The organism is Candidatus Nitrospira allomarina (assembly GCF_032050975.1).
In the GTDB taxonomy this organism is placed as follows: Bacteria; Nitrospirota; Nitrospiria; order Nitrospirales; family UBA8639; genus Nitrospira_E; species Nitrospira_E allomarina.
In genome coordinates this window covers 4203158-4227579 of sequence record NZ_CP116967.1, presented here as the reverse complement: position 1 = coordinate 4227579, position 24422 = coordinate 4203158, and the positions used below count along the sequence as shown (strand labels likewise).

Annotated in this window: 17 protein-coding genes; 14 read left to right on the top strand and 3 right to left on the bottom strand. The window is 46.2% G+C overall.

Annotated elements, in window-relative coordinates:
- Positions 1-29: 29 nt before the first annotated feature.
- The 3 genes from PP769_RS18455 to PP769_RS18445 are packed head-to-tail and all read left to right on the top strand — an operon-like array spanning position 30 to position 3900.
- Positions 30-1535, top strand: coding sequence for a flippase (locus PP769_RS18455; protein WP_312643043.1), 1506 nt, complete (start codon positions 30-32; stop codon positions 1533-1535).
- Positions 1536-1584: 49 nt separating this feature from the next.
- Positions 1585-2724 (top strand): GNAT family N-acetyltransferase, encoded by a 1140-nt coding sequence (locus PP769_RS18450; protein ID WP_312643041.1) that lies wholly within the window; start codon positions 1585-1587, stop codon positions 2722-2724.
- A gap of 57 nt (positions 2725-2781) precedes the next feature.
- On the top strand, positions 2782-3900 hold the full coding sequence (locus tag PP769_RS18445; RefSeq protein ID WP_312643039.1) for a GNAT family N-acetyltransferase: 1119 nt from the start codon (positions 2782-2784) through the stop codon (positions 3898-3900).
- A 363-nt stretch (positions 3901-4263) separates the two neighbouring features.
- Here the strand turns inward: PP769_RS18445 and PP769_RS18440 are convergent, their stop codons facing one another.
- Together PP769_RS18440 and PP769_RS18435 are read right to left on the bottom strand one after the other, a co-directional pair.
- Positions 4264-4839 (bottom strand): GNAT family N-acetyltransferase, encoded by a 576-nt coding sequence (locus PP769_RS18440; protein WP_312643037.1) that lies wholly within the window; start codon positions 4837-4839, stop codon positions 4264-4266.
- A 639-nt stretch (positions 4840-5478) separates the two neighbouring features.
- Positions 5479-6069 (bottom strand): formyl transferase, encoded by a 591-nt coding sequence (locus tag PP769_RS18435; RefSeq protein ID WP_312643035.1) that lies wholly within the window; start codon positions 6067-6069, stop codon positions 5479-5481.
- Between the two features lie 1353 nt (positions 6070-7422).
- On the opposite strand from PP769_RS18435, the gene PP769_RS18430 reads away from it, so the two are divergent.
- On the top strand, positions 7423-8430 hold the full coding sequence (locus tag PP769_RS18430; RefSeq protein WP_312643033.1) for a methyltransferase domain-containing protein: 1008 nt from the start codon (positions 7423-7425) through the stop codon (positions 8428-8430).
- A 49-nt stretch (positions 8431-8479) separates the two neighbouring features.
- Here PP769_RS18430 and PP769_RS18425 read toward each other — a convergent pair whose 3' ends face one another.
- On the bottom strand, positions 8480-9604 hold the full coding sequence (locus PP769_RS18425; protein ID WP_312643031.1) for an SGNH/GDSL hydrolase family protein: 1125 nt from the start codon (positions 9602-9604) through the stop codon (positions 8480-8482).
- Between the two features lie 390 nt (positions 9605-9994).
- Between PP769_RS18425 and PP769_RS18420 the strand changes: the two genes are divergently transcribed.
- The 10 genes from PP769_RS18420 (at position 9995) to PP769_RS18375 (ending at position 24413) form a co-directional block, all read left to right on the top strand.
- Positions 9995-10270: an integrase core domain-containing protein gene (locus tag PP769_RS18420; protein ID WP_312643029.1), complete on the top strand. Its 276-nt coding sequence runs from the start codon at positions 9995-9997 to the stop codon at positions 10268-10270.
- Between the two features lie 559 nt (positions 10271-10829).
- Entirely contained in the window at positions 10830-11909 is a 1080-nt protein-coding gene (locus tag PP769_RS18415) for a glycoside hydrolase family protein (protein ID WP_312643027.1), read from the top strand.
- 975 nt (positions 11910-12884) lie between these two features.
- On the top strand, positions 12885-13802 hold the full coding sequence (locus PP769_RS18410) for a glycosyltransferase family 2 protein (RefSeq protein ID WP_312643025.1): 918 nt from the start codon (positions 12885-12887) through the stop codon (positions 13800-13802).
- A gap of 224 nt (positions 13803-14026) precedes the next feature.
- Positions 14027-15016: a glycosyltransferase gene (locus PP769_RS18405; protein WP_312643023.1), complete on the top strand. Its 990-nt coding sequence runs from the start codon at positions 14027-14029 to the stop codon at positions 15014-15016.
- A gap of 83 nt (positions 15017-15099) precedes the next feature.
- Positions 15100-17127 (top strand): glycosyltransferase family 39 protein, encoded by a 2028-nt coding sequence (locus PP769_RS18400; protein WP_312643021.1) that lies wholly within the window; start codon positions 15100-15102, stop codon positions 17125-17127.
- Between the two features lie 12 nt (positions 17128-17139).
- The gene (locus PP769_RS18395) at positions 17140-18105 is read left to right on the top strand and encodes a glycosyltransferase family 2 protein (RefSeq protein ID WP_312643018.1); all 966 of its coding nucleotides are present in this window, start codon (positions 17140-17142) and stop codon (positions 18103-18105) included.
- Positions 18102-19823 (top strand): phosphotransferase, encoded by a 1722-nt coding sequence (locus tag PP769_RS18390; RefSeq protein WP_312643016.1) that lies wholly within the window; start codon positions 18102-18104, stop codon positions 19821-19823. The genes PP769_RS18395 and PP769_RS18390 overlap by 4 nt, the downstream gene beginning before the upstream one ends.
- A 90-nt stretch (positions 19824-19913) precedes the next feature.
- Positions 19914-21374: a lipopolysaccharide biosynthesis protein gene (locus tag PP769_RS18385; protein ID WP_312643013.1), complete on the top strand. Its 1461-nt coding sequence runs from the start codon at positions 19914-19916 to the stop codon at positions 21372-21374.
- A 67-nt stretch (positions 21375-21441) separates the two neighbouring features.
- Complete coding sequence (locus PP769_RS18380; protein WP_312643011.1) at positions 21442-23208, top strand: glycosyltransferase; 1767 nt, start codon at positions 21442-21444, stop codon at positions 23206-23208.
- A gap of 14 nt (positions 23209-23222) precedes the next feature.
- Complete coding sequence (locus PP769_RS18375) at positions 23223-24413, top strand: glycosyltransferase (RefSeq protein WP_312643008.1); 1191 nt, start codon at positions 23223-23225, stop codon at positions 24411-24413.
- The last annotated feature ends 9 nt before the right edge of the window (positions 24414-24422 follow it).

Genomic DNA, 24422 nt, shown 5'->3' with positions numbered 1-24422 from the left:
ATGTGGGCGGGTGAGAGAATTGCTGTCCTATGAATGAAAATGCCAAGAACGATGCTGGGGCAGGATTACGGATATTCCGGAATTTTGGCTATTTAACCATCGGTAAGCTCCTCGCTGATGGGGGCACATTTCTGTTCTTCCTTGTTCTCGCTCGTACCTATGGCCAGGAGGGCATCGGGCAGTATTCGTTTGCAATGGCCTTGACGGGTGTCCTTTCCGTTTTGGCCGATTTCGGGATCCAAACCTTGTCCATAAAGAATCTGAGCCGCTACAGGGATCAGGTAACGACCTACTATGGCCGCCTGTTGGCAGTTCGTCTCTTGCTATCGGTTATCGTTTTATCTGTGTTGCTGGTGATGGCCGCCCTGCTTCCCTTCTCCGATGAGATGAAGCTTCTCATTATTGTGATCGGAGGCTATCAAGTCTTTCTCACTCTGGTTGAGGGATTTGGAGCAGTCTTTGTCGCCTGGGAGGATATGCACATCACGAGTCTTTTTGAGGTCTCCCTTCGGATCACAACAGCTTTGGCAGGGATGGTGATAGTTTATTGGGGTGGGAGCTTGCTACTGGCAGTATCATCCCTGCCAGTCATGACCATTCTTCATGTGGCACTTGGGTACCACTTAATCCTTAGGCGTTGTGGTGCGCTTCGTATTTCCGTCAGGGCTGCCGGTGTCTGGCAAGTCTTGGGCGAAGCATTCCCTTATGCCCTGTATTCCCTGTTGGATCTATTCTCATCCAGGGTTGCCTTAATATTTATCGGGTTCATGCTTAGTGCCGTTGCCACGGGGGTCTTTAATGTCGCCTATCGGTTTGTTGTGGTCCTGTTGTTCATGCCGATATTCGCCGGCCTCGCAATCTTACCGATTGCATCCCGTCTATACCTCAGTTCTCTGGAGCAGTTGCAGGAGCTTTATAGAACCACGCTAAACGTGGCCATTGTTCTTAGTCTCCCAATGGCGGGGGGTATTTGGCTGATCGCACCAAGATTGATCGAGTTTCTTTATGGATTAGAGTTTGTTGAGTCAATTGTCATACTCCGTTGGCTCGCCTGGCTTGTCCCGGTGGTATTTCTCAGATGTATCATGCGGGTTTTTCTCATAGCCAGTGATCGCCAGGAGGCAGTCACCAGAAGCCAATTTCTTGTTGCGTGCGTTGGGGGCATTCTTCACTACTGGCTTATTGGTGAATTTGGTTTACAAGGGGCAGCGGCAGCCACGCTCCTGGCTGAACTCCTGCTCATTGGGCTTCTTGGCTATCAGCTTAAGGCGTTATTTGTGTGGCAGAACGTCGGAATACGAATTGTTATTAGTAGCACTGCGGTCGCAACTTTCCTGCTGCCCTTGGTGGCTTGGAACAGTTTGCCACTGTCGGTCACGATACTTTGTGCCGTCCTCATTTATAGTGGAGTGCTGTTTCTTTTCAGCGATATCCGACAGGAGGAGTTTCGACTGCTTCTCAACTACCTATCGCACCATCGTCAAATGCAGAGTGGCCCTTCCAACAACCAAGCCACAAAAACGGGGCAGATCTAAAGGAATTTGTGGTTTAACACTCGTGGTCCCATATAAAAGGATGATGCCAGTGAACATACAGGTAGTGAGATCGAGTCAGGATTTGGATTGCTTGCGCCCGGTCTGGAACGAATTGGGGAAAACCAACACTACTAGTCCCCCGTGGACCACATATGAATGGTTTAGCTCGTGGTACTACGCGTCTTCCGAAGCGATTAGTCCTTATATCATCCTATTTCTGGAAAATGGCAAGCCTATCGGTTTGGCGCCGCTTGTACGGACTGTCGTCAGGGCCTATGGAATGTCATTTGTCCAGCTAGGCTTTATATCTGACACTAATCCCAATGAAATGATTATTGGTCAATCTGATCAACCCCGGTGTGTTGCGGCACTCTTCTCGCATCTTTATGAGGCGGAACACGAATGGGATGTATTGAAATTGCGGGGCTTGAGAAAGCAGTCTACGACAAGTCAGGTATTAGAGGTCTTCCTGCAGAAAAGTGGACGTAGGTGGATATGGGATAACAGTATCCAATCACCTTATTTGCCTATTCAAACAGACTGGGAGAACTATTACAGAAACCTTTCAAAAAATCTTCGAAATTCTGTTCGCAGGGGTATCAAAGAGATTCAGAGGTGTGGAATTCTCAAGACATTAGATTATTCAACCCCTGATAGCGTAGATGCAGGAATCGAAATCATCTATAAAATATCCGAGCGGAGCTGGCAAGCTCAAGAGGGCACTGATATTTCTTCAGGCAAGGATGGGCGATTTTATGCAACCTTTGCGAAAGCGGCTGCTCACCGTGGGTGGCTGAATCTTAAGATTCTATTTCTCGATGACCATCCCATAGCCTTTGAATACAATATTTGTTTGGGTGGTACTGTGTACGAACTAAAGTCTGGGTACGACCTGACCTATCGCCAGTTTTCCCCAGGAAAAATATTAATGAGGTACAACGTCGAGTATTTCATTTCCCAAAAATTCAGTGAAATTGATTTTATGGGAGCGGCAGATGAATATAAGCTGCAATGGACAAAACTGGTTTGTCCGTATTCCAACCTCTGGATGTATGCACAAAAGAAGAAGTCCACAATTCATTACTTCATAAGAGCGAAGATTATTTCAAAAATCAGACATTATAAAGTGCTTAAAAAGCTACAGCGTAAACTTGGACGCCTGGGGAGCAGTTCCGACAAACAACTATAGATCCTAGTCGCTTGCAATGGTCCTTGCCGGCCTTATGGCTTTACAGGAGACTGTGACATGGAATTGAAGATCAAGAGAATCCGGACCTACGAAGAATTGGACAGCATAAAGCCAATTTGGGAAGAATTCCAGAACGCTAAAAATGGACCATCGGTATTTCAATCGTGGACCTGGAATCGTACCTGGTGTGATGAGGTTCTCCGATTCCAAAAACATGCCGCTTTAGATGTCCGGGTTGCAGAAGAATCAAATGGCAAGATAGTAGCTATTCTACCAACGTATATCGACAAACGGACGATCCCGGGAATTTCTACACTGCAATTCCTTGCCCACCGCATGTCGATCTACAATGATTTACTACTCTGTGAGCCTGAAAATCAGGAACTTGCCCTGGCAGTTGCTGAATCTCTCATGGATTCCCTCGGTCCAGCTACCATAGTCCATCTCCGTCACCTGGGAGAGGAGTCAACCTTCACAAAGGCACTTCTCCTGAAGAATTGGGCGCAGATTCAGTGCCCACGACTATTGCTGAGAAATGATCCCTCTATCACCGATCAAAGCAAGCGCCTAGGACAGGCAAGACGAAAAGCTTTTCGTTCAGCGCATAATCGACTAGTAAAAGAGTATTCGATCGAGTACCGGGTAGTGAAGTGGCAGGACTTCAGCCCTGCCATGAGTGAACTCATTGAGCTTCATTTACGACGATTTGACGCGAAGGGCCAGTCCAGTTTGTTGCAGGGGCAAACTCTTCCATTTCTTCAACGAGCCATGCAAGATAGCACAAACCGGAATCTTTTTGAGATTGTCCAGCTTCGAGCCAATGACACCACAGTGGCCGCTGTCTTAATGGTAAAGGATCGAAAGAGTTATGTGTACTTTCAAGGCGGTTTTGAACCGGATTTTTCCCGTTTTTCACCAATGCGCCTTCTCCTAACAGAGACGATTCGTAGAGGTTTTGACGATCTCGGGTTTGAAGTGTATGACTTAGGTGATGGGTACGGGACATACAAATGCGATTGGTCGCCGACAGCCTCCATGAATTATTTCTGTTGTCGAGGCAATAATCCTCTCTACGCAAACGTTTTTGCGGCAGTAACAAGATACGCGTTTCAAAGGAAAACCCTGGGCCGGCTTTCCCGAGAAGTACTGGAGTTAACCGGAATTCAACTCCACTAGCCACCGATCCTCACATAACGGCCGTAGGACTGGTCTTTTGATAAATACGTCTTTCTCGCTGTACCGTTTATGCTTGCCGCCCGATAGCTTGAATGGGTTGAAGTTTATTGAGATTTGCAGCAGCTCCCTACTGTGGTGGGATGGCGTTCACGGAAGGTGTCATTTTCACTCCAATGTAGAATTGGGCCACTTCTTGAATATGGTTGCGAAAACCATCAAGCGAAGCAGGGCTAGGACAGGTGCCCGAGCTGCCGGAGGCACCCCAAACGAAATTTGAAGACCATGCGGACAGCCCCCACGCAGTTTGCCTAGCATTTACATGAGAGCCAGATGGGATTTTAACCAACTTTGGGTTTGACTCACTCAGATTAATAACTCAACATGGTTGTTTGGCCCGCTAAAGTCTAAATTAAATTTAGACGATGTATTGGTTTTTGCCATGCAGGCTCCACGACCGAGCACCCTGATCACGAACACACGCCCGATCACTGATGCGCCTACCGATAAATGGCCCCGCACGGAATTTCGGTTTAAATAATCTACTGCGAGCACGATACGCGAATATCCGGCTTCAGAAAGGTCACGCGCCGCAGCCTTGAGCAATCTCTTATACAGGCCCTTTCTGCGGTGTGCTGTATCAACTCTTCCGTCAAATAGCCAAACAGTTCCCGAAGGCAGAGTATAGATAATGCCATCAACCTCATCCTTAAAGTGGCCTGTGCGAAACCAAACATACGCGCTCAATGTCCCATCGTGTTTGAACAGCAGGACACGATCGCCCATTACTCGTCGCTCATCTTGCAGCACCGAACGCTTTATTCGAGTGAGGAGGGCCGAAGGTTTAAATCGAACGATCCAGTCGAGATTATCCAATCCTGCCCAGATCAGTTCCCCATGCTCTCTATCAGCACCTATGGTCCCATGAAGGTCAATTTCCATAAGCAGTTCATGCCCTATACGGAAAAATGAATTAGGGATAAGACGATCGCAAACACTGGCAATCGTGTAGGAAGTACCGATCGATCTCGCTCCAGTCACTAATTCTCGGACACGTTCCCAGGATCTGTGCAGGACTCTTGCTGCTGACATACAATATCCCTCCGTCTTTACCACATTCTCCAGTTTCTCAGGGGCTTCTGTGGTACCGCATACTGTCAGGGGAAGTCAGCGTGATCCACCTTATCTGGACAGCCCAAGTTGATTCTTAGGGGGAAAGTGTTTCAATGAATGATGCCATTTCGGCTATTGCAAGAGAGTGAAACTTGCCTTGGGGTGTGTCTGCCCCTGTGGACCTAATAGGGGCGACTGGTCTCGTAGAAGTCAAAATGCTGTTTCAGTCCCTGTTTGCCCTCACTTGGGGTCTCATAGCATGCCGCACGTTGGCTCTCGCCTCGCAATAAGCATCACGGAACTCGGCACCTCTCATTTCTCATTAGCCTCTTGCCAACCCAATCGATGTTTATCACGAAACCGGTATCGATTCTTATTTACTCTGGAGTCCTTCTGTTGTTTCGAGATTTCAGGGAGCAGGAACGGGCTGCTGTCATCAGCTTGGCCAGGAATGGTGGGTGAGATCGATTAAATAACAGTTTTCTTCTGCTCGAATCCAGGGCCCTCGTGGCCGATTTTCCCCTGCGACGGCCGCATGTTTCCAAAGTATGTAATTACCTCTGCAGGGCGACTGGGAATGTGCAATAGACCAAAAGTCCTTTTCAGGTGATACTCGATCCGCTTCCGGATGGTGCGCTCTTTCTTTTTGTAATTTCTCCCAGCACCCGTTTGCGGTATCCCCGGAATAGCGTGAGACTGCTCGATGAGTGACAAGAACTCCAGAAGGACTCCAGGCAGAAGATGCGTTATCTTGAATTCAACAGAGAGTAGCCCGTCTTTCGGCTGGAGAGCGGGGCGAATCACGGCGAGCAGGTTCCCAGTATCGACCCCCTTCGTCAGATGGTGTATACAGGCGCCTAAGTTATTGAAATCTCGCTTTAGCATCGGCCAGAACAGCGTATTGTTGCCGCGGTAATGAGGAGGGATTCCGTAATGTATATTGATAGCCGCTAGCTTAGGGATCCCGATCAGCTCGGCGCTGAGCATTGGTGCACCGCAGGACATCAGGACATCCGGCTGAAGGCTGCCGATCAGTTCAACTCCTTTGGGAGAATTCATATCTGTTTCAGGAAACGGAACGATGTTCGGAATCGATGGCTGTGTTCCGCCGGGGTAGAGCCTATGTATCAAACGGTCCCTGTGGCGCCTTTCACCCATCCTTCCGAGCCAGTTCCGCAGTAATCGCGCTGTACCCGTGAGGGAGCTGATATGTACCCCGGGCGCTTGCTGCGAGCGGACGGGTTGAATGACGACGGTTGACGGATATCGCTCAATGATTTTCCCGGCCACATAGGCTTCGCTCGCGCCGCAATAACTAATTATGACGACCTTCAATGACACCCCGTGAACCTTTTAACTGAACCCGGTTCGACCGCGTAAACTGCCGATGAAAACAACCTATCCCTGGAGCATGGTTATGTCAATGTAGCCCAATAATGTCTATCCAGTGTCGAGAACAGTGCTGGCTGCTCAGGGAGGGGGCATTTAAGCAGGCTTGTCGGGTAGTGTCGCAGTTTAATATCGATCCCTGCGGCCAGCAGCCAGGAGGGGTGCCTGATGTCAGCGAATCGAATATGAACAGTATGTCATGCCTTATGCATTGCGGATCCGGCATATTTCAGGGCGAGGCACAGGGATATGAGTTTGGATGTTCGGAATTCACCGGCGGGGGGATGAGCGGATCCCCGAAAAAATGAAGGTCATTGGCATTCGTCAATCAGTCTGGATGTAATACATGCTAAAAGCGAGGCGCTGAATTCAGAAGAGGGGCGTTGCGGTTCTTTTAGTCGAAAATCCTTGGGGATTGTGAATGGATTTCCGTGTCACGTGGTCATTTCACGAACTGAATGAACACCTGGTCGAACGATGGCATGGTCTAGAAGATCGCTTTCGATCCTTCTTTTCAAAGAAAATTTACTGCTTAAATTTTCTTAAGCATCTCAGATTTTCTCTCTATGGCTTGAAGTTCACAGTTCTACTCTCCGGAAGCTGAGCGCACGTAATGTTAAAGCTTGCAGCTATGTCTTTGGTAGCGGTTATCCAGCCTATCGACTTAGCCAATATTTCGTTTTATGCTAAATGCTGGATTTATACACTGTTACAAGGCTTACTAGCATCTCCAGTTCTTGGCCGTTAAAGCATCCATGGGGAGGTTGGAAATGTGGTGGGATATATGGTCTATATTTTTGTGAGACCTCGTCTGAGAATGCACAGGATATGTTCCAAAGCTGGGCAACTAAAGCATTTCGAGTAGCGTTCCGAAACAATGAGCGACCCAAAAGTGGTTACCCAATGCTTTGAAGAGTTGCAAATTGTCGTGATGGTCAAGGTGGGGTGCGGGTATGGAATTCTCCGATCTTTTGTAGTGGATTGAGAGCGTGCTCAAAATGTTGGGAGTAAAAGGAGGCAAAGATGATTGATGGGATGGTCAGCCGAATAACCGGCCTCGCAAAAAAGGTCATCATGTCCAATAAAACCCTCGATAGACTGTTTTATGATTTTTCCAATATGGGGGAGTTTAGCAGTCTTTACCAGCATGAGAAAATGTTGGCAGACCATATCCGCGTCGACACTTATCATGACGCTATCCGCGCGCATATTAAGCCGGGAGATACGGTTATTGATCTGGGAACAGGTACGGGCATTCTGGCATTGTTTGCGGCACGGCAAGGAGCCAAGGTTTACGCCATTGATCACTCCAGTTTTATTGACATTGCGCGGAAAACTGCTGCAAAGAATGGTATTGACACCATCACATTCGTGCGTTCCAACAGCCAGCGCTTTAATCCCCCGGAGAAAGTCGATTTCATCATCCATGAACAGATGGGCGATGATCTGTTTAACGAGAATATGATACATAACCTTCTGGACTTGAAACGACGGGCATTAAAGAGCACAGGAAAAATTCTACCTGGGCGATTCGAGCTCTTTCTGGAGCCGGTCACGCTAAAAAAAGAATACAGAATGCCGTTTCTGTGGGAGAAGCCTGTAACCGTACGTGACCTTCCTCAAAGCATTGACTTCAGCTTTTTGCGGGATCTTCCGGAAGCCAGGGCATTCCAACCACCTGGTTATATCCGACACATGGTGGAGGAAGCGGCTGTGGATTTTTTCCTGTGCGCCCCTCAGCCAGTTATGACATTTGATCTGAATGACCTGGATGATGCCAGTATGGTACCAATGCATTGGCAGGCGAACCAACGCGTTATTCGGGCCGGAGGGCTTGATGGATTTTGTCTGTATTTTCTGGCTGACTTTGGAGAGGGTATTCAGCTCGATACTCGTCCTGGGCGTACCCATTGGCCAAATCGGCTTTTCAGAATGCCACGGGTGGAGTATGCCGTAGGGGATGTTATTCGGTATTCAGTAGATGTCGGAGATATCAGGAGATCATATACTTGGAAGTTCACCGTTGAGTAGCCTAAGATAAACAAGCTCCCAGTCGAACAAGGTATTCGGTATCTTCAGATTATTTTTGACTTATCATTTTATATATAGCTGTTGCTGCAACCTTGTTACCTGTTGCCGTAAAGTGTTGGTCCAGAGGGTAAAAGAGAGTTTCTTCAGGGTTTGTTCTTTTGAATGCTTTTGCATGAGGTAATAAATCAAGGAAATTACCACTAACTTCAATAGACCAATCTCTTAAAATATCCTGCATTTTTGTTGATTTTAAATCTTGCCAATCTTTAGGGAAAAGCAGTTTTCCTTTTGTATTTTTCAGTACAGGTTCGACTTGTGGTCCAACGGGTATGACTGTTAGAAGGAATGGAACACCGGCGGCATCAGACCAATTTTTGATGCGATTTAAGTAGGATTTTGTTAAATCCCAAGCCATCTGGTCTGAACGAGTGTACGAATCTTTAAACATAGCAAAATAAGATTCTGTTAAATCAGGCACCTGGCCGACGTCCAATTGTCTTTGCCTTAATAATTTTTTGGTTTTCTGGACAACCGTTCTCATGAAAGCCGACTTTTCTAAAATTTGGTAAGGTATGCTTTTTCTACTTGTGCCATCAATCCCCATTGCATTTCCATCGCGGTCTAAAACCTTACTTTTTTCGTATTTCCAATCATCCCTAACATCTGTAACGTGAAACAATAAAATAACCATGTCCGGTTGAAACTTTTGCGCGAGGTTGAGAAGCAGGTAGTATTCGAGAGATGGGGAAAATGTGCTAGAACCAAAATTCAAGACTTCGTGTTTTTTAGTCGAGGATTTATTGAGCAAATTTTCAAGTAATACCGAGATGGAGTCCTCCTCTTTAGTGGCGAATCCCTCAACAAAAGAATCACCAAGGAGTGCAATACGATATATGCCATCCGGCTTTAACAGTGAGCGTTCTTTACCTGGCATTCCATGAGAATTCGTTCTTATGGGAACATGGAATTCCCCAGTGGCAGCGACACTTGTTCCACTGGCATTTGGAACATGCCAGTGATGAAATTGAGGATGGTCTATCGATAACGAAATTTTATCTTCAAAAAGCGGATAGTATAAATGAATACCCCGCACCGTGGACTCAAGAAACAAAAAGATAATCAATAAAGTTAATAATGAGAAAAGTAGCCTTCGTTTTGTTTCGCCCTGCTCCATTAAAAACATGTTAAAGAGTTTTTGATTTAAGTCAAAGGAACTACTTTCATTTTTATGGGTTCAGGCGGGAGAAATTGTGTTGCCAAGGAAAAATATACTGCATGAAATTAAAGTCTAACTTATAGGATTCCACCGCTTTCGCGATGGATGAACGCATCTTTCCCGGCATCAATTTTGTTCACGAATAACACTCCTACAAATCTATTGTCGGATTTATCGTACTCGGTTTCCTCCCCCAAAACCTTGCACCAACCGTAATGGGAAAAAGCCGGCTCACTCGCAACCTATTTATGAGGGAAGATTTGGCTCATTAAGACCTCGCGTGCTGTGTGCTGAAAGCTCAGAAAGGTGGAGTGATCTCACGGCCTGTTCTGCTATGGGAGTAGCCACATGCCGCTGAAGTATGGTGTTCCGGTTTTGGAGCATGGAATCCATAATGAACTGAGTTGGATTTTTCCTAACCGGGCTAAGGCAACTGCCATTGCGTATTATGAAGGCTTCAATAGCCGATTTAGGAAGGAGTATATTAAATCAGCCTTGGCGGTGACGCTAAGGTCACGATCACAGTTTGGCATCCGGGAATATAATTGGCTTTGTCCTCATAGTGCATTAGAAAATCCCCCCCCTTGGATTTTTCTTGAACAGGGCTATGACTCAAGCGGGTAGGTCGTAATCGCAGGGAATTATTCTCTTACAATGAGTGCTCTAGTATTAAGGGGAAGTTCACGCTGAGGAATACCCTCGGACAGCTCTCGTCTAAATTTCTTGGGTAACTCAAATGGGCATTTTTCTGCCTACGTATTAGCACTGAATGCTATTCCATTCGCTTTTTCCCATTTTTTTACTACTCATATTTTTTCGGTCTGGGCTTCTCATTCTCTTATTCCCTCTTATGTGGAATCACCCTCTTACTTATTGCACCTACCTACAACCTTTTTTACTTCGATAACCAAGATTTAGGGGCATCAAGATTTGGTTTTTTTCTCCGAAGGGGGAGGAGTTGAGTTGCAGGACCTAAAGGTTCAATTTTTGAAACTTTTCGAAACTAAAAAACAGTAATGGCCTGGAATTTGCGTCAGTCAAAAGGATTGCTAAAGAACTCAAAATTTTAATACCCAGTTTGGTTAGTTTGGTTAATGATGAGGAGAAGTTGCAAGAGCATGAAAATGGACTGAGCCAGATCTCGAAGAATACCAAGATTGAAAATTTAAGGAGGCGATGCAATATGTTTGCAGCACGAATTTTACTACTAGGAATAATTACTTTGACAAGCATGGAGCAGGCCCATGCACTGGACACAATTCCTGAAAAACTGTCTGATTGGACAGAAAAAGGAGTTGTTTTACAGAATAGTACCGCGGTTGCCTGGGAAAATAAGCCTGGCATCGCAGTGAGTGGTATCTCGAAAGTTGGCGGAATCTATTACTTGCATTATCTCGCAGGGTTTAACGGGTGTTGGAATACGGATGGTGATGTTAACCACCAATCTCTTGGTCTTGCCACCAGTTCGGACGGAGTGAATTTTACGAAATACACAAGTAATCCAGTGTTGAAACCGCATGATTTTGTACCCGTAAGCTCCCAGGAAGAAGGAATCCGAACCGCGTATATTAAGTACCTTCCTTCGAAGGGGAAGTTTTACGGATACTTTGGTGTCGAATCGCCAGGGGGTTCTCAGACCTGTAACTTTGGAGGAGGAGGAACCTGTGGGTGTAATATTAGCGTTGATTCTCGGGTGTATGGAGCCACGTCGGTCGACGGGAAAAGTTGGACGGTGGAAGGGGTAGTCGGTGGCACATATTCCTCAAGTGGGAGCGAAGTCTATGCTGCAGGTTGGGTGTTTGATGGTAGCCAATTCGGTCTGTACGTCACTACTGCTGAGGGTGGACAGCTAAAGTCTGCTTCTAGAGGATCCAATGCATGGAGCCTCACTGAACTGGGTGGAGTAAGTGCACTCAATTGGGGCTGGTCTGGGCTCGACGCCTATTTACACGATGATAACAATACTATCACACTAATTTACGATCCCGCTGGTGGTAATCATCCTGGTAGCAATAATGACAACCTGTATTTTGCTACCACTCACCTTAACGATATGAGAACTATTCAAAATGAACGGGTCGTACAATCAAACGGGGTAGAGAGGAATATTATCTTTCGGGACGGAAACGAATGGAAATGGTATTACAGCGAAGAACCGGCTTGGAATCAAACTACGATAAGACTCCGCACTCATCCCATCGCAGGCTTAGATAATGTACCGCCCGAGCCTCCCAAAAATCTGAATGTCACACCCCTTCCTTAATTTCCCTTTCAGTACCCCCTTTGGCTCTCGGTGGGGTGGAGGGCTTCAATGATTTCTTGGCTTTTTTTCAGGGGTCAACATTGGAAGAGGGCATACAGGAGCCGCTACAAGGGGCCAATCTTTGAGCAATGCTACCCCATTCAGGCTGTATTGTGAACGGAACCAGCGTTCTAACAGTCTAGGTGATGGGAGTAAGTAGTTCCACGATCGGTCGTGCTTCCGTCAAACTTAGGGCTTTGCCGTTATCAGTTTCAATAAGTGCATCCTTCCTCTCTTTTCCGCACTTGTAGATTTCAGCTGGGCTCGCAGATGACGTCTTTTGCCAAGAACGGTTCATGCCCTCTGGCACCCTACCATGGTGAGCCACACACGCATCTGGTAGTGCCCGGCCTGGATACCCTTATAATCTTTCACAACAACTTCACATCATAAATTGGTAGATGTCGCCAGGGACTCACACTCCAAATGTCATTGGAATGGCCTTGTCACGGTGGCCAGGAGTTTGGGTCCCACTGTGATTTGAGGAAGGCGCGTATCTAAATGGTGGTGGGGCAATAGGAAGTCGATGGCACCACGTCTTTCATAATCCTGGAGAAGAGAGCCGATCGGGCGTTGACAGGCTCTTCATGCCGACTCATGTTTTTTCCTCTGTGCGGGTATCTGTCTAAGTACCTTTAGTTTCCTCGTTCCGTATCCGAAACATACCTACATATTCTTTTTTGCCGGTTCTCAGAGAAACTATGATTTCTGTGTTGTTTGTATTCCAGCCTACATGGCTCAGAATTCCTGGTTCCTGAAGAGCATATGGTTCAACTCGGGCCTTATTGAATCCACCGCGAGATAAATTTTGTTGCGACGATATGCGGGAAATGAAAATGCAAGGGGAAGAAACCATGATACGACTGAGTGCCATATTCCCATAGTTTCTTCAACCAATCGGACTTTCATTTGGTACATCTTGGATGAAAGGCTTTGATGATTATGCGACCTCTCCTTTCTATTGTGGTTCCCATTTACAATGAGGAGGAATCCGTCCAGCCTCTCTATGAGGCTATTCGAACCGCATGTGAGCAGAATGGGCAGTCTTATGAAATCGTTTTCGCGGATGACGGAAGCCAAGATCGGACTTTCGAGTTACTTCAAACACTCCATCAACAGAACCCTGGGGTCACCGTGATTCGTTTTCGAAAAAATTTTGGACAAACCGCGGCTATGGCCGCCGGATTCAGGGCAGCACGAGGACAGGTCATTATCAGCATGGATGGAGATCTGCAAAATGACCCCACTGATATTCCCCGATTGCTAGAAAAAATACAAGAGGGTTTTGATGTCGTCTGTGGATGGAGAAAGGAAAGAAAGGATAAGTTTTTATCTCGCCGATTTCCTTCTCTCATTGCAAACTGGCTTATCGGCAAGATCACCGGCGTGGCTATTCACGATAACGGTTGTTCCCTGAAAGCTTACCGTGCCTCAATTATTAAACGCGTGGCTTTATATTCTGAACTTCATCGCTTTATTCCCGCTATGGCAACCTTGTCCGGAGCGAGAATTGCTGAATTAATTGTGACGCATCATCCACGGAAATTCGGGAAAAGCAAGTATGGAATTTCAAGAGCTTGGCGGGTGTTTTTAGATTTGTTTCTGGTGAAAATGGTGACAGGGTTTGCTGCCAGGCCAGCCTTATGGTTTGGAATATTAGCCATTCCCGGAGCATTGTTAGGCAGCCTAAGCTTGCTCGGCATGCTGTTTTCAGAGGGTATTGGCATTGTATATCCGGCCACAGCCTTTTTGCTATTCGCGCTTTCGGGCCATTTGCTCACAATGGGAATGCTAGGCGAAATGATCCTCTATGCCGGAGATTACCGTCCGGAACAAATGATATGGAATGTTTAACGGGCATGTATTTCTCGTGGGGTTTCATGATGTCGAGGAAACGATCGCATTGACTCACCAAAATTGTATAGACCACTGGTCAGGAATGGAAGATTGAGCGGGAGTCACCAAAAACCTGTCTGTCTTCGTTTGGTAGTTAGCCGTTTCGGCATCACGTTTTCAATGTAAGAGTCAAAATTTATGAACGCAACCAAATCACGTTCTATTCCCGGGGGCCTTTTCCCATGACTCCTCATAGTCTTGAGACAGAATGTGTTTCTGCAGATTCAACGCCTGTGGCTGTTTCCGTTGTGGTGCCAGTCACCGAACGATGTGATGCCTTAGACCAGATTTACTGTGTCCATGCGGACATCCTACGCAGCCTGGTGCCTTCATTTGAATTTATTTTTGTTTTAGACGAGGGGTTTGAGAAAGCCGCTCAACCTCTTCATGGCCTGGTAGACAAGGGAGAGCCCATTCGAATCGTTCCACTTCAGCGACATTTTGGAGAAGCTACTGTCCTTATGGTGGGATTTCAGCAGGCCCGGGCTGACGTCATTATAACTCTGTCGGCGTACTTTCAGACGCTTCCCGAAGGTCTGCATACGGTTATGAGTTACCTCAATAAGGGCTATGATCTGGTTGTGACGCGTCGTTACCCTCGGCAAGATCCCTGGATCAATCGTCTTCAAAATCGAGTCTTCCATTTTGCCATGCGATTGTTAACTGGCGTGCAGTTTCATGATATGAGTTGTAGCCTTCGCGGAATTCGGAAGCATGTGGTCCGTGAAGTGAATCTCTATGGAGATCTTCATCGGTTTCTCCCCCTACTGGCCTATCAACGGGGGTTCCGAGTGGTAGAGCGAGATGTCGCCCAGCATCCAGCTGATTTTCATTCCCGAATGCTACGGCCGGGGGTGTATCTTCGCAGGATTCTCGATATCATTTCCGTTGCGTTTCTATTCAAATTCACCAAAAAACCATTGCGGTTTTTCGGCTTGGTTGGGGCAGGGTTGTTTTCCGGGGGTCTGATCATTTCTCTGATTTTGGCCATCCAAAAACTCTTTGGTCTCACTGGGCTTACCGATCGCCCACTGTTAATCCTGGGTGTCCTATTGATGGTACTCGGGGTCCAAACCGCCTCCGTCGGCCTTCTTGGTGAAATGATCGTTTTCACTCATGCCAGGAAGATGAAAGACTACACCATTAAAGATCTCTTAAAGGCAAAATCTTAAGAATGGTAGCCAAAGCAAATTCAAGTAAGAGAGCGATGGTCTGAAGTTAGATAAGGCTAACACGATTTCCTGTCTGGGTTCTTATGAATTTCTCACTAGCTTCCTCTCCAGGTGTATCCATTTCAAAAAGTGAATTAGGTTGTGCCATTTTTTGTCTTGTCGGCTTTTTTGTCGGAATCTTGGCCCGGTTTGATGCGTTAGGCAGTTGGTGTCTGGCTGTGGATGAATTTTATATCGCCAAATCGGTTGAACTGATTCAGCAAAAGGGGATCCCAATATATCCCAGTGGTGGCATGTATTGGCGAGGTTTGCTCTTTCAGTACTTTGAAGCAGCAAGTGCCGGTCTATTCGGGCTAAATGAATATGCACTTCGATTGCCAGCAGTCCTGTTTAATCTGTTAACGATCCCCCCTCTCTTTTTGTTGGGTAGAAAGCGAATTGGAAACGCAGGAGCGTTTCTCCTAGTAGGCTTTTTCTGTGTTTCAATTTGGGAAGTGGAATTTGCTCGATTTGCCCGAATGTATTCTATGTTTCAATGTGCATTTCTTTGGTTTCTTTATTTTTTTTATGAAGGATTTTTTCTTGGACGAAAGCGGGCAATTATTTGGTCCTATGTCATTGCCTCCATTAGCACCGTCATTTATGAGGGTGCGATTTTCATGGCTTGCTTGTTGTTCCTGCCCCTATTGTTTCGAGAGGTAAGCCTTGAAAAACAGTTTCGGTATGGGGGTTGGGCTAGCGCCATTCTTCTTTTGAATATTGTTTCTCCGAAGATGTGGTCGTGGCTTTTTTCTGGAAATTCGGGAAGCGAGTACCCCGAAGGATTCGTTCTTCCTCATAATGGGGGAGGCATTCTTCTCCTTCCGGACATTTCCTTATGGGAGTCTGTCTTTCTGCGAGGAGACCTTTGGGGTGTGGGGTATGTGGCACTTCTTCTGATGGGTATAGGACTCGCCTATATGGGAATGAAAAATTCTTTATGGGATTGGCGGCAAAAATCCATTGCCTTAGCGTTAATTGGATCCGGCCTATTGCAGTTGTTTGGAGTCGTGGCGGGCATTCTGCTTGTTTCGTATTTCACTCAAATCCTTGATCCACGGTTGGTTTTCCGAAAGTCTCTTGAAAGGAGTTTTGCAATATTCCTGGTTTCATGCCTTGGTTTTTGGCTCACCGTTGGGGTTCTCGCGACTACCGGCAATATTGTTTTACACGAAGCAGAAAGCCTATCTCTCCATAAGATTTTTGCCATTGTCTTTCATTATCCAAGAGTGATGGAGGAGTTTGTCTTTCTCTGGCTTGATGTGATGCCCTATTTAATGACGCTTTCATGTCTTTTCGGTTTGCTGGTGTTGTGGGGTCGAAGAAATTCCCAACAATTTGTGACTGAACACTTTCTTCTTTTGGTGTTAGTTAGTTGTATCCTAATCTTGGGAGTGATCAATACGATGTACAACTCCACAAGATATTCATTTTTCCTTTATCCCTTGATTCTTCTCTTGTGGTTTGAAGGCGCGCTGGCAGGGAAAACGTGGCTGGATCATACGCTATCTCCAAATGCATTTTTGGGAAGAGTACCTAAGTTTGCGGTAGTACTTTTGTCATTTGGATTATTGCTCTGCTCGGAAGACTTCTCTTTCGCCCATATTATGAATATCGGAAAAGCGGAAGTGAATTTTCGGATGAACGTTTCCGAAGAAGTTTCGGTTCACTACTATCAGCGATCCGATGTTAGAGGTCCTGCCGACTATATAAATGAAGCTTGGAAGGCTGGCGATCTGATTGTTAATGCCGTCCCTTCTTCGTCATTTTATCTTACTCATGAGAATTACATATTTTATGACGATCAGTCCTCCTTATTTAGGGAGAATTCCCAGGCCCGAGGAATGAAAGACCGGTGGGGAAATTTAATTCTGCATAATAAGGACACCGTACAAAAGGCGGTGCAGGATGGGAAGGGAGGTGTGTGGATTTTGGCCACACCAAGATACCAAAAGATTCTGACTGAATGGGTACAGGAGGCACTTGGTAATAATGTTTCCGGAATCTTTAGCGTGAACCCAGGTCGGGATAAGCGAATACAGGTGATCCACGTGGCCAGAAATCCGCCTTAATCCTAAGCAAAAATGACTTCACATTCATATTCATTGGCAAGTTTCCCCTTAGTGTCAGTTATTGTCCCTGTCTATAATGCTGCCAAATTTTTGCGTGAAACTCTTGAATCGATTTTAGGTCAAACTTATACCCCATTTGAAATTATTGCCGTGAATGATGGGTCTACAGATTCTTCTCTGAAAATTCTGGAGGAATATGCCCATCAAATTCAATGCATTCACCAGGAGAACCAGGGTGTAGCCATTGCCCGGAATGTGGGAGTCGAATGGAGTCTCGGGAGCTATGTGGCTTTTTGTGATGCAGATGATATTTGGTTTCCACGGAAACTTGAGTGGCAAATGGATATTGTGAAACGACATCCTTGTGTCGGGGTTGTCGCTGGTTTCATGGAGAAAATTGATGAACTGGGTCGAACACTTGATTCTGGTCAAAAACCTTCAGACCTGTATGATCAGCCCAGGAATCTCAAGCAGGTCTTACTAATGGAAGGCAATTTGATAGGGATGTCGACCTCTCTAATCAGGAAAGAAATTTTTCAGGAAATTGGGGGATTCCAGCCTGGGAACAAAGACCTCAAAGCAGAAGACTATGATTTGTGGATCCGGGCTGCAGGAAAAACAAAAATTTACTTATCGTCTAAATATGTTGGTCAGTATCGGGTCCTTAAACACTCAAGGAGCCATGGAAGCCTGAGAAAGGAATATGGGGCACAATTTCAATTGTTGCGAATGTACCGAAATGAATATTCTTCTGATAGCTACAAAATACGCAAGGCCAAAATTTATGCCGAATGGGCTGACAGTAGCTTTTTTCAGGGAGAAAGTCATGCCTGGAAGTTGCAAAAAAAAGCCATAACGTTACATCCTACGCACCTCTCTTACTATTTCCGGTTTAGCGGAGAACTAATCAAAATGAAGTTGAAGCGCCTTCTGCGCAATTTTCAAGAAATGATTTCCTTTCGTAAGGACATGAGGTGATTGCATCAACGACATATGACCGTCTGGCCGATTTAGTAGAAGAGCATGGGTGGCGGGATGGTGTTGGAATCACTCTGAACGAGTTGGACCCGGACGAGCGAAAAGCTCTGTTTTGGGAAATCCACTTTGGTGCCCAGACCGCTTGGATGTTGTGGGTGGGAAGGACTGATCAAGATGCGGTGTTAAATCTTGATGATTCGATTGGAACCACGACGGTAGCTCTTTCCTATTTGTTTTCACATGTGACAGGAGTCTTTCAAAACGAGGCCATGAAGAGATGCGCCGTGGCCCGTGCCCATCAGGACGGTCGCCGTATTGAAGCGATTTCCATCAATGGGATTAAAGACCAAATTCCCTGTCAGGAAGGCTTCTTTGATTTGATTTGTCTTTCCAACTCCCGGTTTTGGTTTGAGTCCGATGGAATGGTTTTCCCCCAGGGGAAGACCTTTTTGTCAAACCTGCTGAAATTGTTAACTCCGAGGGGGATGATCTATTTGGGAATGAGGGAAGATCCATTTTCTCTTCGGTTTAATATTGGTTCCCAGGAATTATGCCAACGGGGACTTGAAACTTCATTGGAAGGAAGTCCATGGAGAATAGTAACTAGGCTCCAGTTTTATCCTGCTCTTGGTCCCATCGAAACAGTGACCCAGGAGGGAAGTAGGAGGTCTTCGGTTAAAGGATGGCGATCCACCCTGAGAAAAATCGTGAAAGGTGAATCATATGGTTTGATCTTAGGGAACTCTTGGTCAAATACGTCTTCAGGGATAATCGGGAATATTGCCAGTCAACATGGGGTGGAGCCGTCGGATGAAGCAGGTATTAGCGCTTGTGTGGGAACGGCCAGTTCGCTTGTAGGGAAACTTCCAGACCGGATTGTCCGGTTTCCTTTAGGCCAAGGAGCCTTGACACGTTGTCGTAATAATTATGAAACCCTGCAAGCTTTGCAGGGTATAAGCCCTGTGCCCATTCCAGCTGCTTCCTACACTGGTAGTTTTGGCAGTTTAATGTACTTCGAAGAATCCAAGCTGCCGGGGTTTGAACCCACAGGAGAACAAAAAAGGGCTTGGAGATCTGACAAGATCACGGCACAGGCTTCTCGGTATCTTCTACAACTTCATGCTGGGACGGCACAGAGGGTGATCCTTGACGACGTGCTTTTTGAAAAGCTGGTGAACGTTCCATTTGCGGATTTCATGACCTATTGCAAAGGAACCGATAAAGTTGTCTTTACGAATGTGAAAACCTTGGTGAAGAAACGGTTGATGGGAAAAGAGACGCTTCTTGTGCAAACCCATGGCGACTTTAAGCGTACGAATTTACTAGTCAACGAAACCGGAAAAGTGATTGGTTTAATTGATTGGGATTTGTCCAGGAAAATGGGATTTCCGTTGATGGATTTGTTGTGGTTTTTAGGGTACGAAAAGTATTTAAGTGCGCCGATGCCCTTTTATCAGGCTATTGTACGAGTGGCTTTTGAGGAAGATCTCTTGAAAAATGATTGCGTGCAATCGTATTGGCATGCACTCTGCGTGGGAGATGGAAGCTTGCAAAAAATTTATGCGGCCATTCTCCTTCTTTATCAATTCCATGAGCATTTAGATTATTGGCATAAAACGGATGAACATTGGTTCTCTCATACCATGGCGCCAATTCTGCGTTCTGCTTTTGAGAAAGCCTTAGATTCGGTTGCCGAGCCACACTCCTCCGTCCCGTAAATTTACGAATAGAAGTTGTGCAGGCAGAGGTTGGATGGTTTTCGTCCATGTTCCTTCTTCTGAAATGGATTTATGAATATACAGTCAGACATGAAGCGGCTATTCAAGCATTCTTCCATTTATGCATTAGGGGGGATCGTTAATCGTGCCGGAGCGTTTCTTCTTCTTCCGCTGTATACCAGTCATTTGACTCCTTCAGAATATGGGACGCTGGAATTAGTGTATGGCGTTTCTGCGTTAGTTTCTTCCTTGTTGGGTGTTGGATTGGCACATGCCACACTTCGATTTTATTTCGAGTTCCAGGATGAGTTGGAACGAAAACATTTGGTGAGTACGACGTTGGTCGGTTCCGGTGTCGTGGCCTGCACTGGGGTAGCCCTGTTGTGGTTTACGACTCCGCTCTTGTCCAGAGTCCTATTTGGGTCATCACAAGAGGCAAGCCTTCTCCAACTTGGCCTTTTGATTCTCATCCTACAATTGTCATCGGAAATTGGCCTTGCCTACTTTCGGGCCAGAGAGTATTCGACCCGGTTTGTGGTTTCTTCCTTTCTGCGGTTGCTCTTACAAGTAGGGTGCAATTATTACTCCGTAGCTATTTTGGGTTGGGGGGTGTGGGGAATCCTTGTGGGAAATTTCATGAGTGTCGGGATATCATGGGGCTATGTTGTTGGCACCACGGTGTATGAATGTGGCCTTCGTTTCCACCAAACGAAATTTCGTCAGGTTCTCGAGTATAGTTTTCCCTTTCTTTTAAGCACCATCGTTAGTGTGGCTGTTCTTTATTCAGATCGGTTTCTCTTAAAGGCTTTATATGGGCTTGAAGCGGTTGGGCTTTATGCCTTGGCGTTGAAATTCGTTGAATTGGGCAATGTCCTGGTTCTTGAACCATTTAAAAACAGTTATGGATCCTTCCGGTTTTCCATTATGAAAAATGAAAATGTCAAAGATGTTCAAGCCAAAATCGTCATCTATATGGCTGCAATGGTTGGGTTGTTGGTAGTGGGCATTTCAGCATTTTCACCGAGTGTTTTGCGTATCATGACGACTCAGGAATATTGGCCTGCGGAACTCCTTATCCCAATCCTGGCCGCAGGTCTGTTGGTGTCCAGTTTGGGATATCCGTTTCAAACCGGAATTTTATATATGAAAAAGACCAAATATCTGTTTTATGTGACCGTTATGGCGGGGATTGTCAAAATTATTTTAAGTATTGCCATAATTCCTAGTATGGGCGCAATAGGGGCGGGTATTGCATTTCTTTTAGCCGAAGTAGTGAGTGTGAGTTGTATGCTGTTCTATTCGCAGCAACTTTTTCCTGTCCAATATGATTATAGGGCTCTGGGAAAGATTGGCGGGATTTGTGCATTACTATTGGGGTTGATTTGGGGAATCCTGTTTATGAAATATGGCGGTTTTCTTGGAGCCGGGGTAGCCATAGTGTTTTGTTACCCTGTTTTGCTCTTATCTGCCGGGTGCTTTAAGCGGGAAGAAGTAGAGGCGGGGTGGCAGTTCGCTGTCCACCGGATAAAACGGATGAGGGGAACCGCTTGATTGGTCTTGTGGTTTGGGCTTTTCGTTTTCTTGTACGGCAAGAGGAAAATTGGGCAGAGGAAAAGTTGTGATCGCTCAACCAAAAGTTGCTCACGTGGTCTTGAGTCTTCAGCCAGGGGGACTTGAACGGTTGGTCTGTACTCTTGTCAGTTCTCCTGTGCTGGCCTCTTTGCCCACAATTGTCGTCTGTCTGGACGAGCCAGGTGTTCTCGCTCCCGTGGTTGAAAAAGCAGGTTGCCGTATTGTGATGGTCAAGCGCAGGGCAGGCCTTGATGTTGGGTTGATTGGTCGTTTGGCCCGGGTGTTTAAGCAGGAGGGAGTGACCGTCCTCCACACCCATAGCCTTGATCCCATGCTGTATGCCGGGTGGGCAGCATGGTTCACTTCCGTTTCAGTCCGCATTCATACACAACATGATACCTGGCTCAGAACTTACAATTGGAAAGAACGCTTGAAGTTTCGTGTGGCTTCAAGGGTCTTCCACAAAATAGTGGGCGTTTCCCAAGATACCACTCGGGCCTTTGGTCTGTATGGAATTTCCTCTCAGAAGTCGGTGACGATTTTAAATGGTATCGAAGAGAAAAAATTTTCCAGAAAACAGAAGGAAGGGAACCACATTACTATTGAGTCATCCCATGGCTGCACACAAAAGGAATGGGTCGTGGGGAGCGTTGCTCGGCTTTCTCCTGAAAAAGGGCTGCATCATCTTTTACATGCCCATGCGATTCTTCGATTGCGGGGTCTTCCTATTCGGCTTGTTTTGGTGGGGGAGGGGCCTCAGCGGAATGATTTGGAAATGCTTGCTCGGACACTAGGAATTTCTGGCACCGTAGAGTTTATGGGCTATCAAGAACATGTAGAAACGTTCCTTTCAACATTCGACTTTTTTGTTCTTCCGTCAATTACTGAAGGAATTCCCCTTTCATTGTTGGAGGCAATGGCTACCAGCCTACCCGTCGTGGCGACGAATGTGGGAGGAGTCCCCGAGATTGTTGTGCATCAGGAGTCAGGTCTCTTGGTTCCTCCCGGCCAGCCAGAGGCATTAGCGCAAGCTTTAGAACAACTTTTTCGGGATCCTGGTGAAGCTGACAGAATCGCTAAAAATGCTGAGTGTCGAATTCGAGGGCGTTTTGGAATGACTGCCATGTCGGAGGCCTATCGATATCTCTATGGGGCAGAACCACAAGATCAATTTATAAAAAACATCCTGAAAACCGGTCTTCGGATGTTACCAAGGCGATGGTTATTATGGCAGGGGAAAATAACTAATCGTCACATTGCCATAACCTTCGACGATGGCCCGGATCCAATTTACACCCCTCAAATTTTGGAGTTACTCAAAGCCTATGGGGTCACAGCCACCTTTTATCTTGTTGGTGAAAAAATTGAACAGCACAAGGAAATGGTTGAAAGAATTGCTGAAGAAGGGCATGAATTGGGCAATCATTCCTACACCCATCCTTCTTTCGATTCATTGTCATGGAAGGAATCCGCAGGAGAAATTGAGAAGACGCAGTTTCTTCTTCAAACCATCACTGGACGTCCATGCCGATCATTCCGTCCCCCATTCGGGAAATTATGCTTGGGTTCCCTTGTTGGAGCATGGAATGCAAACATGACATGTGTTATGTGGAATGTTGATCTTAAAGATTTTCAGGCCAAGAGCATGGGAGAAATTCTTGCTGCACTGCAATGCCAACCTCTTCATTCCGGGGATGTTCTTTTATATCATGGGACTACTCCTCATGCGCTTCAGGCGCTTCCAGTTATCTTAGATAACATCGTTCGCCAGAAACTACAGGCGGTTTCAATTTCTGGGATGCTCAGGAATTGAATGGGGTGGGTCCGATGAGATTTCTTTATCATCACAGAACGCTAGGTCGTGGGGGAGAAGGGGTTCATATTGCCAGTATGGTTCGGGCTCTTGAAACTCTGGGGCATACGACCACAATAGCTTCCCCCTCTGGTGTGGACCCTCTGGCCATGGCTGGGGATTTGCCAATTGATAAAGGGCAGTCCAAGGTCCAAGGGATAAACCGAATCTGGAAGTTTGTCAGTTGCTGGGTTCCGGATATTGTTTTTGAAATTCTGGAAATCAGTTATAACCTGGTTGTGCTGTTTCGATTGGGGCCAATATTAAAGCGACATGGTCAAGATGTGTATTATGAACGATATGCATTCTTCATGTTTATGGGAGTCTTTTTAGCAAAATTTTTGGGTTGGCCTGTATTGCTCGAAGTGAATGAAGTGGTGGGAGTTCAAAGAGCTCGGAACCAGTTGCTCATTCCTGTTTCTAAATGGTTTGAAAAAATTGTATTCAAAAAAGCTGATGTAATTTTCGTAGTCTCCAGCTTTTTAAAAGATGAAGTCTTAAGACGGAGCGGAAAAACAGAAGGGGTATTTGTGATTCCAAACGCGATAGATTCCCGCATCCTCGAAAGCCAGGTTACCGGAGAACACATTCGAACTCGTTATACCTTCAATGGAAGTATTGTTGTTGGTTTCGCCGGGTGGTTTGATTCCTGGGACCGGTTAGATCTGCTGATTGATGTGATCAGAGATATTCATAAGGAATATCCTTTTGTTCGGCTAATGCTGGTGGGTAACGGCCCGGTAGCTGATAGGCTTAGGGACCAGGTTCGGCACCATAAATTGGAAGAGGTTGTTTTTTTGACAGGTCCTGTTCCCAGATCTCAAATTTTATCCTATATCGCTGCAATGGATATCTGTGTCCTGCCAGATTCCAATGTCTTTGGGTCTCCCATTGTCTTGTTTGAGTTTATGGGAATGGGAAAAGCCGTGATTGCGCCGGATCTTCTGCCCATCCGGGATATTATTGAAGATCGAAAAGATGGATTGATCGTACAACGTGGAGATCCTTTTTCGCTACGGCAGGCCCTCTCACTCCTGCTGAGCGATAGTGCCCTTCGGAAAGAATTAGGGGAGCGTGCCCGTCAAAAAGTTTTGGACAACCACACGTGGTTCGAGAACGGAAAGCGTGTTGAACGGTTTGCCTCTGCTCTCTTGGAAAAACATTGAAACGTCTGG

Coding starts and splice junctions, on each gene's coding strand:
- PP769_RS18455 (WP_312643043.1), top strand. CDS start 30: ATGAATGAAAATGCCAAGAACGATGCTGGGGCAGGATTACGGATATTC.
- PP769_RS18445 (WP_312643039.1), top strand. CDS start 2,782: ATGGAATTGAAGATCAAGAGAATCCGGACCTACGAAGAATTGGACAGC.
- PP769_RS18440 (WP_312643037.1), bottom strand. CDS start 4,839: ATGGAAATTGACCTTCATGGGACCATAGGTGCTGATAGAGAGCATGGG.
- PP769_RS18435 (WP_312643035.1), bottom strand. CDS start 6,069: ATGAATTCTCCCAAAGGAGTTGAACTGATCGGCAGCCTTCAGCCGGAT.
- PP769_RS18430 (WP_312643033.1), top strand. CDS start 7,423: ATGATTGATGGGATGGTCAGCCGAATAACCGGCCTCGCAAAAAAGGTC.
- PP769_RS18425 (WP_312643031.1), bottom strand. CDS start 9,604: ATGGAGCAGGGCGAAACAAAACGAAGGCTACTTTTCTCATTATTAACT.
- PP769_RS18420 (WP_312643029.1), top strand. CDS start 9,995: ATGCCGCTGAAGTATGGTGTTCCGGTTTTGGAGCATGGAATCCATAAT.
- PP769_RS18415 (WP_312643027.1), top strand. CDS start 10,830: ATGTTTGCAGCACGAATTTTACTACTAGGAATAATTACTTTGACAAGC.
- PP769_RS18410 (WP_312643025.1), top strand. CDS start 12,885: ATGATTATGCGACCTCTCCTTTCTATTGTGGTTCCCATTTACAATGAG.
- PP769_RS18405 (WP_312643023.1), top strand. CDS start 14,027: ATGACTCCTCATAGTCTTGAGACAGAATGTGTTTCTGCAGATTCAACG.
- PP769_RS18400 (WP_312643021.1), top strand. CDS start 15,100: ATGAATTTCTCACTAGCTTCCTCTCCAGGTGTATCCATTTCAAAAAGT.
- PP769_RS18395 (WP_312643018.1), top strand. CDS start 17,140: ATGACTTCACATTCATATTCATTGGCAAGTTTCCCCTTAGTGTCAGTT.
- PP769_RS18385 (WP_312643013.1), top strand. CDS start 19,914: ATGAAGCGGCTATTCAAGCATTCTTCCATTTATGCATTAGGGGGGATC.
- PP769_RS18375 (WP_312643008.1), top strand. CDS start 23,223: ATGAGATTTCTTTATCATCACAGAACGCTAGGTCGTGGGGGAGAAGGG.